The organism is Enterococcus sp. DIV2385, from assembly GCF_051711925.1.
GTDB classification, from domain to species: domain Bacteria; phylum Bacillota; class Bacilli; order Lactobacillales; family Enterococcaceae; genus Enterococcus; species Enterococcus faecalis.
Genome location: NZ_JBIONV010000001.1, coordinates 638,456 through 653,639, shown reverse-complemented (window position 1 = coordinate 653,639; position 15,184 = coordinate 638,456). Strand labels below are relative to the sequence as shown.

At 37.4% G+C, this 15,184-nt stretch carries 13 protein-coding genes; 5 read left to right on the top strand and 8 right to left on the bottom strand.

Translation table 11 applies throughout. The features are described from left to right. Window position 1: 1 nt before the first annotated feature. The gene (locus IGM04_RS03140; protein WP_002355777.1) at window positions 2-1,108 is read left to right on the top strand and encodes a phosphomevalonate kinase; all 1,107 of its coding nucleotides are present in this window, start codon (window positions 2-4) and stop codon (window positions 1,106-1,108) included. Beyond that, window positions 1,092-2,135 (top strand): type 2 isopentenyl-diphosphate Delta-isomerase, encoded by a 1,044-nt coding sequence (fni, locus tag IGM04_RS03135; RefSeq protein WP_002399734.1) that lies wholly within the window; start codon window positions 1,092-1,094, stop codon window positions 2,133-2,135. The genes IGM04_RS03140 and fni overlap by 17 nt, the downstream gene beginning before the upstream one ends. A gap of 44 nt (window positions 2,136-2,179) precedes the next feature. Here fni and adhE read toward each other — a convergent pair whose 3' ends face one another. The 5 genes from adhE to IGM04_RS03110 all read right to left on the bottom strand — a co-directional run bounded on the left by adhE (window position 2,180) and on the right by IGM04_RS03110 (window position 8,371). Beyond that, the gene (gene adhE / locus IGM04_RS03130) at window positions 2,180-4,777 is read right to left on the bottom strand and encodes a bifunctional acetaldehyde-CoA/alcohol dehydrogenase (protein ID WP_086317695.1); all 2,598 of its coding nucleotides are present in this window, start codon (window positions 4,775-4,777) and stop codon (window positions 2,180-2,182) included. A 157-nt stretch (window positions 4,778-4,934) separates the two neighbouring features. After that, window positions 4,935-5,240, bottom strand: a complete 306-nt coding sequence (locus IGM04_RS03125; RefSeq protein ID WP_179189099.1) for a post-transcriptional regulator — start codon at window positions 5,238-5,240, stop codon at window positions 4,935-4,937. A 261-nt stretch (window positions 5,241-5,501) separates the two neighbouring features. Next, entirely contained in the window at window positions 5,502-5,900 is a 399-nt protein-coding gene (gene yajC / locus IGM04_RS03120; RefSeq protein WP_179189098.1) for a preprotein translocase subunit YajC, read from the bottom strand. A 60-nt stretch (window positions 5,901-5,960) separates the two neighbouring features. Next, complete coding sequence (gene tgt / locus IGM04_RS03115; RefSeq protein ID WP_002355772.1) at window positions 5,961-7,106, bottom strand: tRNA guanosine(34) transglycosylase Tgt; 1,146 nt, start codon at window positions 7,104-7,106, stop codon at window positions 5,961-5,963. A 158-nt stretch (window positions 7,107-7,264) separates the two neighbouring features. Further along, the gene (locus IGM04_RS03110; RefSeq protein WP_179189097.1) at window positions 7,265-8,371 is read right to left on the bottom strand and encodes an iron-containing alcohol dehydrogenase family protein; all 1,107 of its coding nucleotides are present in this window, start codon (window positions 8,369-8,371) and stop codon (window positions 7,265-7,267) included. A 170-nt stretch (window positions 8,372-8,541) separates the two neighbouring features. On the opposite strand from IGM04_RS03110, the gene IGM04_RS03105 reads away from it, so the two are divergent. From IGM04_RS03105 to IGM04_RS03095, 3 genes are read left to right on the top strand one after another with little or no spacing between them, the layout of a single operon-like run. Beyond that, window positions 8,542-10,005, top strand: a complete 1,464-nt coding sequence (locus IGM04_RS03105; RefSeq protein WP_002355770.1) for an ABC transporter substrate-binding protein/permease — start codon at window positions 8,542-8,544, stop codon at window positions 10,003-10,005. Beyond that, on the top strand, window positions 9,998-10,720 hold the full coding sequence (locus tag IGM04_RS03100; RefSeq protein ID WP_002355769.1) for an amino acid ABC transporter ATP-binding protein: 723 nt from the start codon (window positions 9,998-10,000) through the stop codon (window positions 10,718-10,720). Before IGM04_RS03105 ends, IGM04_RS03100 begins: the two co-directional genes overlap by 8 nt. 15 nt (window positions 10,721-10,735) lie before the next feature. Continuing rightward, window positions 10,736-11,890, top strand: coding sequence for a pyridoxal phosphate-dependent aminotransferase (locus IGM04_RS03095; RefSeq protein WP_086317691.1), 1,155 nt, complete (start codon window positions 10,736-10,738; stop codon window positions 11,888-11,890). A gap of 46 nt (window positions 11,891-11,936) precedes the next feature. Here IGM04_RS03095 and IGM04_RS03090 read toward each other — a convergent pair whose 3' ends face one another. The 3 genes from IGM04_RS03090 to IGM04_RS03080 are packed head-to-tail and all read right to left on the bottom strand — an operon-like array spanning window position 11,937 to window position 15,180. Next, entirely contained in the window at window positions 11,937-12,248 is a 312-nt protein-coding gene (locus IGM04_RS03090) for a hypothetical protein (RefSeq protein WP_002355767.1), read from the bottom strand. Window positions 12,249-12,263: 15 nt separating this feature from the next. Continuing rightward, window positions 12,264-13,124 carry a hypothetical protein gene (locus IGM04_RS03085; RefSeq protein ID WP_048736942.1) on the bottom strand — a complete coding sequence of 287 codons (861 nt, stop codon included), beginning with the start codon at window positions 13,122-13,124 and terminating at the stop codon, window positions 12,264-12,266. After that, on the bottom strand, window positions 13,114-15,180 hold the full coding sequence (locus tag IGM04_RS03080) for a cellulose biosynthesis cyclic di-GMP-binding regulatory protein BcsB (RefSeq protein ID WP_086317690.1): 2,067 nt from the start codon (window positions 15,178-15,180) through the stop codon (window positions 13,114-13,116). The genes IGM04_RS03085 and IGM04_RS03080 overlap by 11 nt, the downstream gene beginning before the upstream one ends. Window positions 15,181-15,184: the final 4 nt, after the last annotated feature.

The following is a 15,184-nucleotide window of genomic DNA, read 5'->3' as shown; positions in this document are numbered from 1 at the left end:
CATGATTGAAGTTACTACGCCAGGAAAGTTATTTATTGCAGGAGAATATGCCGTTGTTGAACCTGGCCACCCTGCCATTATCGTTGCTGTGGATCAATTCGTAACTGTGACTGTCGAAGAAACAACAGATGAAGGCAGTATTCAATCTGCACAATACAGCTCTTTACCTATTCGCTGGACACGCCGAAATGGTGAGCTTGTATTAGATATTCGCGAAAATCCTTTTCATTATGTTTTAGCGGCGATTCATCTAACTGAAAAATATGCGCAAGAGCAAAACAAAGAATTGTCATTTTATCATTTAAAAGTGACGAGTGAATTAGATAGTTCAAATGGACGAAAATATGGTCTTGGTTCAAGCGGTGCGGTAACCGTTGGAACTGTCAAAGCCTTGAATATTTTTTATGACTTAGGTTTGGAAAATGAGGAAATTTTCAAATTATCAGCATTAGCTCACTTAGCCGTTCAAGGAAATGGTTCTTGCGGAGATATCGCCGCCAGCTGTTACGGGGGCTGGATTGCCTTTTCAACCTTCGATCATGATTGGGTCAATCAAAAAGTAGCCACTGAAACATTAACTGATTTGTTAGCAATGGACTGGCCTGAATTAATGATTTTTCCGTTAAAAGTACCGAAACAACTACGTTTACTAATTGGTTGGACAGGTAGCCCTGCGTCCACTTCAGACTTAGTTGATCGAGTCCATCAATCAAAAGAAGAAAAACAAGCGGCTTATGAGCAGTTCTTAATGAAAAGTCGGCTTTGTGTCGAAACAATGATTAATGGCTTTAACACAGGAAAAATTTCTGTTATTCAAAAACAAATTACTAAAAATCGCCAATTGCTCGCCGAATTATCTTCACTGACTGGTGTGGTAATCGAAACAGAAGCCTTGAAAAATCTTTGTGATTTGGCTGAATCTTATACAGGAGCTGCGAAATCTTCTGGCGCTGGCGGGGGCGATTGTGGGATTGTAATTTTCCGCCAAAAATCTGGGATTTTACCATTAATGACTGCTTGGGAAAAAGACGGAATTACCCCACTGCCACTTCACGTCTATACCTATGGTCAAAAGGAGTGTAAGGAGAAGCATGAATCGAAAAGATGAACATCTATCATTAGCTAAAGCGTTCCACAAAGAAAAAAGTAATGACTTTGATCGTGTGCGTTTTGTTCACCAATCGTTTGCTGAATCCGCTGTTAACGAAGTGGATATTTCCACTTCGTTTCTTTCTTTTCAGCTTCCCCAACCTTTTTATGTCAATGCAATGACAGGTGGTAGTCAGCGTGCAAAAGAAATTAATCAGCAATTAGGCATTATTGCCAAAGAAACTGGCCTTTTAGTTGCGACAGGATCTGTCTCGGCAGCGTTAAAAGATGCTAGTTTAGCGGATACGTATCAAATTATGCGAAAAGAAAACCCAGATGGACTCATTTTTGCCAATATTGGTGCAGGTTTGGGTGTGGAAGAAGCAAAGCGAGCGCTTGATTTATTTCAAGCGAATGCCTTACAAATCCATGTAAATGTGCCCCAAGAATTGGTCATGCCTGAAGGAGATCGTGATTTCACTAATTGGCTAACCAAGATTGAAGCTATCGTACAGGCCGTAGAAGTGCCTGTCATTGTCAAAGAGGTTGGCTTTGGCATGAGCCAAGAAACCTTAGAAAAACTTACCTCTATCGGCGTTCAAGCAGCGGATGTGAGCGGCCAAGGCGGAACGAGTTTTACACAAATTGAAAATGCCCGGCGGAAGAAACGAGAACTTTCTTTCTTAGATGATTGGGGGCAATCAACGGTCATCTCTCTTCTGGAATCACAAAATTGGCAAAAGAAACTAACTATTCTCGGTTCTGGCGGTGTGCGTAACTCTCTTGATATTGTCAAAGGACTCGCTTTAGGTGCCAAAAGCATGGGAGTTGCTGGGACTATCTTAGCTTCCCTTATGAGTAAAAATGGTTTAGAAAATACCCTAGCCCTTGTACAGCAATGGCAAGAAGAAGTGAAAATGCTTTATACTCTTTTAGGAAAAAAGACGACAGAAGAATTGACGAGTACTGCACTTGTCCTCGATCCAGTTTTAGTTAATTGGTGTCATAACCGTGGTATCGACAGCACTGTTTTCGCAAAACGTTAAAGAGACCAGAACATTAATGTTCTGGTCTCTTTATTTGAGTTCTTTTATCCTACATAAGCATCTAAGATAATTTGTTTTAGTTCACTAATTAATGGTTCTTTCGGATTTGCAGTTGTACATTGGTCTTCATATGCAAGTTCTGCCATACGATCAACCGTTGTGTCTAATGTTTCTTGTGAGACACCTTGGGCTTTCAAGTTCATGTCAATTCCGACTGATTTACCTAAGTCTGCTACTGCTGTTGCTAAAGCTTCTACTAATTCTGCGGTAGTATTTCCTTTTAAGCCTAAGAATTTTGCAATGTCTGCATAATCAGTATCGGCGCGGAAGTAATCATATTTAGGGAACATTGCGTGTTTTGATGGATCTTTCGCATTGTAACGAATAATATGTGGTAATAAAATCGCATTTGTACGACCATGTGGAATGCCATATTCCCCACCAATTTTATGAGCAATAGAGTGACAAATACCTAAGAATGCATTGGCAAATGCCATCCCTGCCATGGTTGATGCATTATGCATTTTTTCGCGAGATTCCATATCTGGACGTTTCACTGAATTTTCTAAATGATCGAAAACTAACTTGATTGCTTGTAAACTTAAACCACGTGTGTAATCTGAAGCCATCACGGAAACATAAGATTCAATAGCATGTGTTAAAACATCCATACCTGTATCTGCAGTGACTGAAGCTGGCACAGACATTACGAACTGTGGATCAACAATCGCTACATCTGGTGTTAACGCATAGTCTGCTAACGGATATTTCACGTGTGTTTCACTATCAGTGATAACAGCAAATGGTGTAACTTCTGAACCAGTTCCTGAAGTAGTTGGAATACAAACAAATTGTGTTTTTTCTGGTTTGGCAATTTTATATGTCCGTTTGCGGATATCTAAGAATTTTTGTTTTGCACCAAAGAACTCTGTATCTGGGTGTTCATAGAACATCCACATGCCTTTCGCCGCGTCCATTGCAGAACCGCCACCCAAGGCAATCACGGTATCTGGTTGGAAATCAACCATCATTTTGGTACCTGCATAAACAGTATTTGTTGATGGGTTTGGTTCAACATCAGAAAATACTTCGATTTTCACATCATTTTTACGTTTTTGTAGCTCTTTACGTACGATATCTGCATAGCCAAATTGAACCATACCTGGGTCACAAACTAACATGACACGTTCAACATTTTCCATTTTTTGTAGATATTGTAAAGAATTTTTTTCAAAGAAAATTTTTGGAGGTAATTTAAACCATTGCATATTATTTCTCCGTTTCGCTACCGTTTTAATATTAATTAAGTTAATGGCTGATACGTTTTTAGAAACAGAGTTTTTCCCGTATGAACCACAACCAAGTGTTAAGGATGGAATCATTTCGTTATAAATGTTACCGATACCGCCTTCTGCTGATGGAGTATTCACTAAAATACGACAAGCTTTCATACGTAAACCAAAAGCAACTTGTAACTCTTCATCTTCTGTATGAATTACTGCTGTATGTCCTAAACCACCTAAGTTTAACATCGCTTCACATAGTTCAAAAGCATGCTCTGCATTGTTTGATTTCATCATTGCTAAAACTGGCGATAATTTTTCTCTTGATAATGGATATTCTGGACCTGCACCTTCTAATTCAGCGACTAAAATTTTTGTGCCTTTTGGTACGCTAATTCCTGCTAATTCAGCAATTTTTTCTGCAGAGTTACCGACAATCGCTGGATTTACTGCGTATTTGCCTTCATTCATCACTGCATCTTCTAGTTTTTGTAATTCATTCGGTTTCACGAAGTAAACATTGTGTGCTTCAAACTCAGCTTTGACAGAAGCATAAATTTCTTTATCCACAATGACCGCTTGCTCAGAAGCACAAATCATTCCATTATCAAATGATTTTGAAACAATTAAATCATTAACCGCACGTTTCACTTTAGCCGTTTTTTCAATATAAGCTGGTACGTTCCCAGGACCAACGCCTAGTGCTGGTTTACCTGTTGAGTACGCAGATTTTACCATGCCTGCGCCACCAGTTGCTAAAACAATGGCAATCCCTGGATGATTCATCAAAGCAGAAGTTGCATCAATCGATGGTTGTTCAATCCATTGAATACAATTTTCTGGTGCACCTGCTGCAATCGCCGCATCCCGTACAATACGTGCCGCTTCTGCCGAACATTTTTGTGCGCTAGGATGGAAAGCAAAAACAATTGGATTTCTTGTTTTTAAGGCAATTAGTGATTTAAAAATAGTTGTTGACGTTGGGTTCGTTGTTGGTGTGACCCCACATACCACGCCAACTGGCTCAGCAATTTCCATTAAGCCGGTTTGTTCGTCTTTTTTAATTACACCCACAGTTTTATCATGTTTAATATTATTCCAAATGTATTCAGATGCATACATATTTTTGATTGCTTTATCTTCATAGATTCCACGGCCAGTTTCTTCGACAGCCATTTTTGCTAAAGGCATATGTTGGTCTAACGCCGCCATCGCCATTTGATGGACAATGTGATCTACTTGTTCTTGTGTAAAATCTTCCATTGCTTTTAAAGCGACATTCGCTTTTGTTGCTAATTCATCAATCATTGATGAAACATCAACTGTTTCTGTCTTTTCTTTTTTTACTGTTTTAACCATGTTCATCCTCCTAAGAGTTTCATTTTAAAAAAAACTTTGTTAACTATTTCACATTCACATCATACAACATAAAATGAATCTTGTAAACAGTTTTTGTGATATTTTTCACAACTATTTATAATTTTTTTATCTCAAAAAAAAAGACCTATTCTTTTTTCTAGAATAAGTCTTCAATATCATGCCAGTTCCTTAAAGGATTTTTTGATGTCTGTGCCAATAATTGTTGATAGTCAAAAAATTCATTCGGCTTAACCTTCTGAATGTCTTTGCGACAGTCTTTGACAGATAAACGGGCTTGCTTTTTCCAACGATAGGTGAGTAAATAAGTCAATAAATCTTCTTCGTTGATGGAAGAATAACCTAGTTCACGAAAATTTTGGCACTTCTTTTTAATACTTTTATTGAGCATTTTTTGTTGTAACCAACTTAATTTTTCCTTTGTCATGGGCTCTTCTCCTTCCAACCAAGCGAAAGATTGCTCACTTTTTAACTATCTTCCAACACTATAAAAAGGAACCTTTTTTGTAAACTTAATAGTTAAAAAGGACTTAGGACGTAAGTCCAAATGACCTACCTTCCTAGTCCTACATTTTAAGATAAACGACACGAGCGGAATAGGAATTATCTCTTCTTATTGGCTTTCTCGTGTGACTACTGGTCACAGTTTCGCCTTTGAAAAGCCTGTTCCGCTCTCTTTAACCATTAAATAAATCAGTTGATTCGTTTAGTCTTTCTTTTCTTTTGAAGGATCTGATGTTTCAGGAACTTCAGTTACTTCTTCTGTGACTGTCTCTTCAACTTCTGTGACTGGTACACTAGTTACTGCTGAATCATTTGTAACGGCAGTTCCAGATGTTACAGTTCGAATTGCTGCACGGTCAAATTCTAAGACAATACCTTCGCAATCGATTAAAACTGTTTTTTCGTTGATTTCACTTAAAACACCATGTAAACCACCAATTGTGACAACACTATCGCCAGTTTTCATTGCGTTTAGTTGTTTTTGACGTTCTTGTTGTTGTTTCTTTTGAGAACGTGTCATGAAAAACATCATTCCTCCTAAAAGGACTAATGTAAAAATCATTGTAAATCCGCCACCCATTTGTTTCACCTCACTCTGCATTATTCACACTACTAACTGTATCAAAAAAATGCTTGAAGAACTAGTTTTTTCCTCTAATTTTTAGAAACTTTTTGCATTCGCTTTATTAAAGCCATATTCTTCAAAAAACGCTTGTCGGAATTCTAATAAATTGTCGTCCATAATTGCTTGACGGACATTTTTCATTAAGTCTAACAAGAAGTATAAATTATGATACGATGTTAAACGGATTCCGAATGTTTCATCACATTTAATCAAATGACGAATATAGGCCCGCGTATAATTACGACAAACATAACAATCACATTTCTCATCAAGCGGACGAAAATCTCTTGCATATTGGGCATTTTTAACAACCAAGCGACCTTGTGAAGTCATACAAGTACCATTGCGCGCAATACGTGTTGGTAACACACAATCAAACATGTCAATCCCACGAATCACTCCATCAATTAATGAATCAGGGGCACCCACACCCATTAAGTAACGTGGTTTATTTTCAGGAATTAACGGTGTCGTAAAGTCTAAGACTCGGTTCATTTCTTCCTTAGACTCACCAACAGATAAGCCACCAATCGAATAGCCAGGAAAATCCATACTCACTAAATCTTTGGCACTTTGACGACGTAAATCTTCAAATCCTGCACCTTGAACAATACCGAATAATCCCTGTCTATCAGGATTCGCATGGGCTTTTAAGCCACGCTCAGCCCAACGAGAAGTCCGTTCAATCGAGCGTTTGACATACTCATAGCTTTCATCAAATGGTGGACATTCATCAAAGCTCATCATAATATCTGATCCTAATTTATTTTGAATATTGATCGCTTTTTCTGGAGAAAGGAACATTTTTGAACCATTTAAATGATTTCTAAAATGCACACCTTCTTCTTCGATTTTCCGCATATCACTTAATGAGAAGACTTGGAAGCCACCTGAATCAGTTAAAATAGGTTGATCCCAGTTCATAAATTTGTGTAAACCGCCTGCTTCTTCGACTAAATCTTCACCTGGGCGTAACCATAAATGGTAAGTATTACTTAAAATAACACCGGCACCCATTTCTTTTAATTCTTCTGGTGACATTGTTTTAACTGTCGCAAGTGTACCTACCGGCATAAACATTGGTGTTGGAAATGTGCCGTGAGGAGTAATTAATTCACCTAAACGCGCACCTGTGTGTTTATCTTTTTTGATTAAACGATAACGAATGGCTGGTTCCGTCATTCATTTCCCTACTTTCTACTATAATTTGTCCTCCCATCATCATACTTTTTTTTTATTGAATTTGCAAGGATTTCTCAAGGTTTCTTTTTTCAAAAAAGGATCCTTAAAAAACAGCAACTAATTCAAATAATTCAAATGAACTAGTTGCTGTTTGGCACTTATTTTGTCGCTGTATATTTTTCTAAATCTTGCATCGCTGTTTTCACAATTTCAGGGGTAATTTTTTGTTTCATATAATGAATCGTTTCGCCTTCTATACAAGCACGTTCTGCTACTTCTTGATACTCGGCTTCAGTTAAGTCCATGTCCATTTCTTTTAAAGAAATAGGCAAACCTAGTTGGTGATAGAAAGGAATCAATTCATCGATTTCTTGCCATTTTTCTTCAATGGATAATTGAACAAACACACCATACGCCACTTTGTTTCCATGCAATTGTCGATGGCTAGCTGGCAGCAAAGTTAGTGCATCATGAATGGAATGGGCACCTGCTGTCCGACCATAATCATCGCCAAAGCCACCCACCATTCCACCAATAATTAAATTTGTTTCGATGACATCAATAAACGATTGATTTAATTGTTGCTCTTCCATCGCTTTTAAAGCATTGATACTTTCATTTAACAAAATATCGCGACATTTTTCCGCGGCAAAATGAGAAACTTGAATAGGTAACACTTGGACGTCTAACTGCGAAATAATCGCATCTGCTTCATACCATTTAGCTAATGTATCCCCAATACCTGCCACCATTAAGGACCGAGGCGAATGCAATAACACTCTTGGTTCTACCAACACCAAAGCGTTTGCTTGCGGAAAAACGTCATACCGTTCCATTGCTCCATCTTCTCGATACATTACACTCAATGGCGTGCACGGCGCACAAGTAGCTGCTAAAGTGGGTAAAATAATGACCGGTAACGCCATTTTGTGTGCTAAGGCTTTGCCCAAGTCGGCCACTTTTCCTCCACCGACAGCAACGATGGCCTCTAAATGATTGTCCAGCACTTGCGCTTCTAACTCTTGCACACGTTGATCTGTACAAACACCTCCATAGTTTTCAAAAACAGCTGTTACTTTTTGAAACGTCGGAAAATACGGTTTTGCCGCTTGCCATGACTCAGTCCCGTGTAAAATGAATACACGATGAATATTTCTGCATAATAGTTGTCCTTCTAATAATTCCCACGAACCAATTTCGCAAAGATACTCTTGTGGTGTCCCTCTCACAATTAATGATTGTTCCATCTTGAAAATCCCCTTCATTTTTGACTTTTGAAAATTTTTTTGAAAAAGTTGTATTTTTTCAACTCTACTACTTTTCCTTTTACATATTCTATGATATGATAAACCACATCATAACACAATAAATTTTTATACATTTATTCGCTTTTTTTGAATATTTATAAAAATAATACAAAAAGGAGTTTACGCAAATGACCAAATGTAAAAAATGGCTACAGACGATTTTACCAATTTTATTCTTGTTGCTCTCATTATTACCTATTAAAGAAACTTTTGCAGCCGAAAACGATCCAGTCTATGACAAAATCATCCAAAAGGGAGAACTAGTTGTCGGCTTATCCGCAGACTATGCCCCTTATGAATTTCATGCAAAAGTAGATGGTGAAGATAAAATTGTCGGTTTTGATATTTCTATTGCTCAAAAAATTGCCGACGATTTAGGCGTTAAATTAAAAATCGAAGAACTAGGCTTTGATGCTCTGTTAGGGGCCTTAAAAACTGGCAAGATTGACATGGTCATCTCTGGCATGTCGCCAACGCCTGAACGATTAAAAGAAGTAGCTTTTTCTCAACCATATATGAACGTTCAACAAAGAGTCATTGTTCGGAAAGAAGACAAAGATAAATTTCATTCCACTAAAGATTTCGAAGGCGTTCGTGCAGGTGCCCAAAAGCAAACGACACAAGAAGAATTAATTAAAACCGAATTAACCGGTGCTGTCCCTACTTCTCTTCAAAAAATTCCAGATTTAATTATGAATCTAAAAAATAATAAATTAGATGCAGTCGTTATGGAAGAACCGGTTGGCGAAGCCTATGTTTCTCAAAATGAGGATTTAGCTTTTGCTGATGTTACCTTTGAAAAAGGCTCAAAAGATACTGCCGTTGCTTTTCCTAAAGATGCGCCCGTTTTGACGGAGAAAGTAAATGCCTCTATTAAACAAATTAATGATCAAAAATTAATGGACGGTTATAAAAAAGAAGCCAATCAATTAATGTTCCAAAAAGATCAAAGCTTTTTACAAAAGTATGGAAAGTTCTACCTTAACGGTGCAGGCTATACCATTTTCCTAGCTTTCATTGGTGTTTTGTTTGGTGCCATTTTAGGGGCATTACTTGCCTTAATGAAGTTAGCCAATTCCAAAATTTTACGTGGCATTGCCATTGCTTATATTGAATATGTTCGTGGCACTCCTTTGCTTGTTCAAATTTTTATTGTCTATTTCGGGACAGGCGTTCTTGGTTTAGACTTATCAAAAGTAGCAGCTGGTTGTATTGCCCTTTCTCTAAACAGTGGTGCATATGTAGCAGAAATTATTCGTGCTGGTATTCAGGCAGTTAATAAAGGACAATTGGAAGCTGCTCGTTCCTTGGGAATGAATCAAAACCAAGCAATGCGATACATCATTTTCCCACAAGCTATTAAAAATATTTTACCAGCGTTAGGCAATGAATTTGTTACAGTAATTAAAGAATCTTCCGTTGTTTCAGTCATTGGTGTTTCAGAACTAATTTTCCAAGCTGGCAACGTTCAAGGAGCAAGTTTTAAACCCTTCTTACCTTACTTAATTGTATCGTTAATTTATTTCGTCCTAACCTTTACTATCTCACGTCTATTAGGTGTTGCTGAAAGGAGAATGAGTACTAGTGATTAACATTAAAAACTTACAGAAAACATTCGGAAAAAATGAAGTACTTAAAGGAATTGACTTAGAAATTGAAGCTGGTGAAGTTGTCGTAATTATTGGCCCTTCTGGCAGTGGTAAAAGTACTTTTTTACGTTGCTTGAACTTATTAGAAACACCAACTGGTGGCAGCGTTGAATTTGAAGGAAAAAATTTATTAGATAAAAATACCAACATTGATCAACTTCGTCAAAAAATGGGAATGGTATTCCAAAATTTCAATCTTTTCCCGCATAAAAATGTCTTGGAAAACTTAACGATTAGTCCTGTTAAAGTAAAAAAAGAAGCCGCTGCCGAAGCCACAGAACATGCTCTTTCCTTACTGGAACAAGTTGGTTTATCAGATAAAAAAGAAAATTATCCCGCTCAACTTTCTGGTGGGCAACAACAACGGGTAGCGATTGCTCGTGCTTTAGCCATGCGCCCTGACGTAATGCTGTTCGATGAACCAACTTCTGCCTTAGACCCTGAAATGGTGGGTGAAGTGCTATCCGTTATGAAAAATTTAGCTATTGAAGGGATGACAATGGTGGTGGTTACCCACGAAATGGGCTTCGCAAAAGAAGTTGCGGACCGTGTCATTTTTATGGATGCAGGAATTATTCAAGAAGAAGGCACACCTGAAGAAATTTTTGATGCGCCACAAAACCCAAGAACACAAGATTTTCTAAGAAAAGTTTTATAAAAAGGAGCACCTGGTATGGATCGCAAGAATATCGCAACACGTTACCAACAACCTACTGAAAATTTACTCATGGATATTGCAACATTGGCGAAAAAGACCCCAAATTTAATCGATTTATCGATTGGTGACCCTGACTTAATTACCGATGAGCGGATTATCGAACAAGCAGCTAACGATGCCAAAAATGGGCATACAAAATATACCGCTTCTGATGGTAGCGAGGCATTCATTGAGGCGGTCATTCAGTTTTATCAGTCACATTATCAATTATCTTTTCAACCGAATCAAGTCCGGGCCACAGTTGGCGCTCTACACGGGATGTACCTTGCCTTACAAGTGATTCTAAATCCTGGAGATGAAGTGATTATTCATGAACCTTATTTCTCTCCTTATAAAGACCAAGTCCTTTTAGCAGATGGCGTTCCGGTCTTTTTACCAACCTATGAAGAAGATGGTTTCCAAATTGATGTAGCTCTTTTGAAAGAAAAAATCACGCCTAAAACCAAAGCGATTATTCTAAATTCACCGAATAACCCGACAGGCGCTGTTTTCTCTGAAGAAACTTTCAGAGAAATCGCACAGGTAGCGATTGAACACAACTTATACATTCTTTCAGATGAAGTTTATGAAGCCTTTTGTTTCCAAGAAACGTTTACTCCCATGGCTACGTTTGCTCCAGAAAATACTATCACTTTTGGTAGCTTTTCAAAAGCCTTTGCAATGACTGGTTGGCGTATTGGTTATATGATTGCCCCAGACTATATTAACGAAGTAGCTAAATTAATTAATGAAGGCGTTACGTATTCTGCGCCTACGTTGTCACAGCAAGCAGGAATCTATGCGTTACAACATTTTGACGAATTTGTAGACCCAATCGTTGAAGTGTTCCAAACACGTTTAGAGTATGTGGCCCAACGAGTAGCAAAGATCCCTTTCCTTTCGCTTCATCCAGTCAAAGGAAGTATTTACGCCTTCATTAACATTCAAAAAACCGGACTAACTTCCGTTCCTTTTGTGGAAAAGCTTTTAAAAGAGACACAGGTATTAGTGATTCCTGGAAAAGCATTTGGTGAAACAACGGGCGATGAGTACATTCGTTTAGCCGCAACACAAAGTTTAGATTTATTAAAGGAAGCGTTCGATCGAATTGAAAGAATGACCTTTGAATAAAAAAGCTTCTGCATTAGCTACTAATCATAGCTAATGCAGAAGCTTTTTAGATTTCTTCTATCAATTCAATCGCTTGCCCACCAACATGCGGTGGAATCGACATAGTCATCGGTGGCAAGCCCACGACTGTGAAACGGACTTTGGTCCCTTTTTTCAAGTGAGACAGTGGGATACTTTCCTCTAACTGTTCAACAAGTATGTTTAAAATTACCCCATGAGAAAATAAGGGCACAATAGATTCTGGATCACTTTCTGCTTGAATATTTTCTAAATGTAATCGCATTGACAATGGCTGTGTCTCATTTAACACACCAGCCTCTGCTAATTTCCCTGTAAAAACAGCAAGTTTTTCAGTCATTTGTTTGCCTCCTTTTTAAACATCATATTGAAGAGAATTAATTCCATCCCCTAAAAATTCTGAAGCGTTGTTAAATTCGGCAGGATCATATTTGGTATAGGAAACTTGTAATGTCAAAGTAATATTCCTTAAGGTTTCAGAATGGGCAAATTTCTCTTGAGCTTGTTGTTTGAATTCTTTTCTAGTAGTGTATCCGTCATCCCCATCGCGGAAAATTAATAACGCCCAAGTCGGCGGTGTGCCGTCGATAAAGTATGGTAAGAAGCGATCATCCGTTGTCTCTTTAATCGCCGCTGTCACGATTTGTAGCAATTCATTCTTTTGTTCAGGACTTAATAAGTTACGAATACTTTCCCAATAGGCCACTCGAATCACGACTAAATATAACGGCGCTTCATAACGTGTAGAAATATCAGAAAATAAATCAAATCCTTCTTCGTACATTTTTGCTGTTCTTAAATTAGTTACTGCATCTAACGCATTTAACTGAGAAGTTTCTTTACGTAAACGAATATTTTCTTCTTGAATCATACGAATTTGATAAGTCACTGCATAGATTGTTAAACAGTAGAGTGGCGGCATGATTAGCCAAAATAATGAGCCATAGCTAAACAAATCATGATAGACATACTGATATACAACATAAGTCAATTGTAGAAAAATAAATATAAGCGAAAATGTTAACCCCGCTGTAATTCCTACAAAATAGGTAACGATAATTAAGATAACTGAAATTAATAGACAACTTAAGTCCACAAAGAAATCATTCGTTCCTAAGGCCATAAAGATGGTTGTGCCGACAACCAAAACAATTCCTACCAACAAAGTTAAATCCAAAAGTAAGGTCACTCGTTTTTGATTCACTCTATTCCCCACCTTTCAAATTCTTCTTCACGATGAAGAACGCACTTAATCCAATAATGATCATACCAATTAAGAAGACAAATAGATAAATCATTAATTTATGATTATTGACAATTCGTTTACCTAATGATTCGTTGCTAACGTTGCTTACACGTTTTTTGAAACGATAATCATAGCGACGATAGTTCGGATCGACCACAATGGCATCTCCTTTGTACATAGAAGTATTCTTCTCTGTATTCACTTGTGTAGAGGCTAAAAAGACACCTTGTGATTTAGCTCCTGTTAAGATTAACGCCGCGGCTTTCGCATTATATGGAGAAAACATTAACTGCGCCGTACCGATTTGTTTACCATAATCTTTTTCAATGCTCAGTTTCTCGTTTGAAACAAAACGTGTGAAGTCCTTATCATAATGGAAATATAACTGATCGTTTAACTTACGAATCATCGGATTATCCTTAGGCGTACCAAAAATAATCAAGTTATGATTTTCTAATGCCGCATTTTTAGGCGCTTTTTTATAATACGTAATCTCACCGACATTACTTTCGGCATAATTACCAATTAAGTTAAATAGATTGGTCAACACTTTAAAATAGTTATCGTCCATTTTTTCTGGTAATAAAATCGCTAAATCAGCAAAAGAACGGCTTCTGATAAAAATGTTCGGATAGTTATTAAATAATATGTCATTCAGTTCTTCTGTTTGAATAAACGCATTCGAATTATTTTCAATAAAGGCCCATGGAGTCTGACCATTTCGCAAAACTTCTGGTGATTTAACATTCAAATCAAAAGCAACTTTTAAAACAAAACTATCAGCAATTTCTAAGTTCTTTGGAAATTCGAGATTTAATTCATCACCGTTCGCACGAGCAGCGGTTAATTTCTTGCTGCCAATTGGTTTATCATTGGCGTAAACCGTCACTAAAGAAGAATCAAAATCTAAGTTTTCAGCATATTTAAAATGTAAATGCACGCGACTTCCATTGGCATTGTTTCGATCCACTGGTAAATTGACAAAGTACGTTTGTTCTTGGTGATAGGCCCCTTCTAGTTTATCCCCCGTTGAGGTTAATGGATAATTTCCATCAAATTCTAAAGTTGAACTAAACGTATCGGTATTCTCATCAACTGTTGTCTCTTCTTTATCTGTTTGGGTCATTAATTCATAATTTGCTAAATAACGTCCTGCACGAACAAGTAAGTCCTCATCTTTAGAAGTAGCTACTAAAACATGCTTATCTGGTTGATTGAAAAATTTTAAGACAGCCTGGTCCTCCACACGTTTGCTATCAATTTGACTTTTATACTGATCTGGTAATTTATCATAGCTGGCAATAATCAACTGATAGGGTGCTGACTGTTCTTTGTTCAAAGAAGCCATTGGCAACAATTCTTCTGAGGTAGTAATCAAACGAGCAGCACCAGCTAACGCATGGGTCGCTGCAGCTAATTCTTTTTCCGATGCATTTTCTGGTGTCAAAATAACACTGTGTTTATTCGCAATCGTGTCTGCTCCCACAAAATGATTATAAAAAGAATGAATTGTATTCTCTGGTAATTGTAAATCGTATTGGAAGTTTACGTTAGATCCTTCATACATCGTTAACCAATTTGCCGGTGTTTCAATTAAATTATACATGTCGTTTCCTGCCTGATTAATAATTTGACCCTCAACAGTCAATGTATTTGTCTCTTTAATCAGTTCCAAAGGGATTTCAATCGTCTTTTGTTGAATACCAGTCGTATTTTCAGGACGCCAAGAATAAAACTTCACACCATTCACTGCCACAGTTAAATCTGAGGTCTGATTATTTTTTAATTGTGTGATTTGGTAGGTCATATTGAATGATGCTTTTTTTACGTCCCAATAATCAATTTTTGTAAAATACATGGTGCTACGGACAGAAGTACCTGTTAAAGAGATTGTTTTATTTTGAAAAGGTTGTGTAAAGGTATGGTTGTCTTGTTCTTTATTTTCGGCGTATACGGTCGGACTTGCGACACCAATCAGAATTGCCAGAAAGAACACTCCTATTAAAGTGACTGTTTTTTGTTTCATTGCA

Bases quoted from the DNA above. Each gene is read 5' to 3' on its own strand.
- fni (WP_002399734.1), top strand. From the start codon at position 1,092: ATGAATCGAAAAGATGAACATCTATCATTAGCTAAAGCGTTCCACAAA.
- IGM04_RS03140 (WP_002355777.1), top strand. From the start codon at position 2: ATGATTGAAGTTACTACGCCAGGAAAGTTATTTATTGCAGGAGAATAT.
- IGM04_RS03090 (WP_002355767.1), bottom strand. From the start codon at position 12,248: ATGACTGAAAAACTTGCTGTTTTTACAGGGAAATTAGCAGAGGCTGGT.
- yajC (WP_179189098.1), bottom strand. From the start codon at position 5,900: ATGCAGAGTGAGGTGAAACAAATGGGTGGCGGATTTACAATGATTTTT.
- IGM04_RS03080 (WP_086317690.1), bottom strand. From the start codon at position 15,180: ATGAAACAAAAAACAGTCACTTTAATAGGAGTGTTCTTTCTGGCAATT.
- adhE (WP_086317695.1), bottom strand. From the start codon at position 4,777: ATGGTTAAAACAGTAAAAAAAGAAAAGACAGAAACAGTTGATGTTTCA.
- IGM04_RS03095 (WP_086317691.1), top strand. From the start codon at position 10,736: ATGGATCGCAAGAATATCGCAACACGTTACCAACAACCTACTGAAAAT.
- IGM04_RS03110 (WP_179189097.1), bottom strand. From the start codon at position 8,371: ATGAAGGGGATTTTCAAGATGGAACAATCATTAATTGTGAGAGGGACA.
- IGM04_RS03105 (WP_002355770.1), top strand. From the start codon at position 8,542: ATGACCAAATGTAAAAAATGGCTACAGACGATTTTACCAATTTTATTC.
- tgt (WP_002355772.1), bottom strand. From the start codon at position 7,106: ATGACGGAACCAGCCATTCGTTATCGTTTAATCAAAAAAGATAAACAC.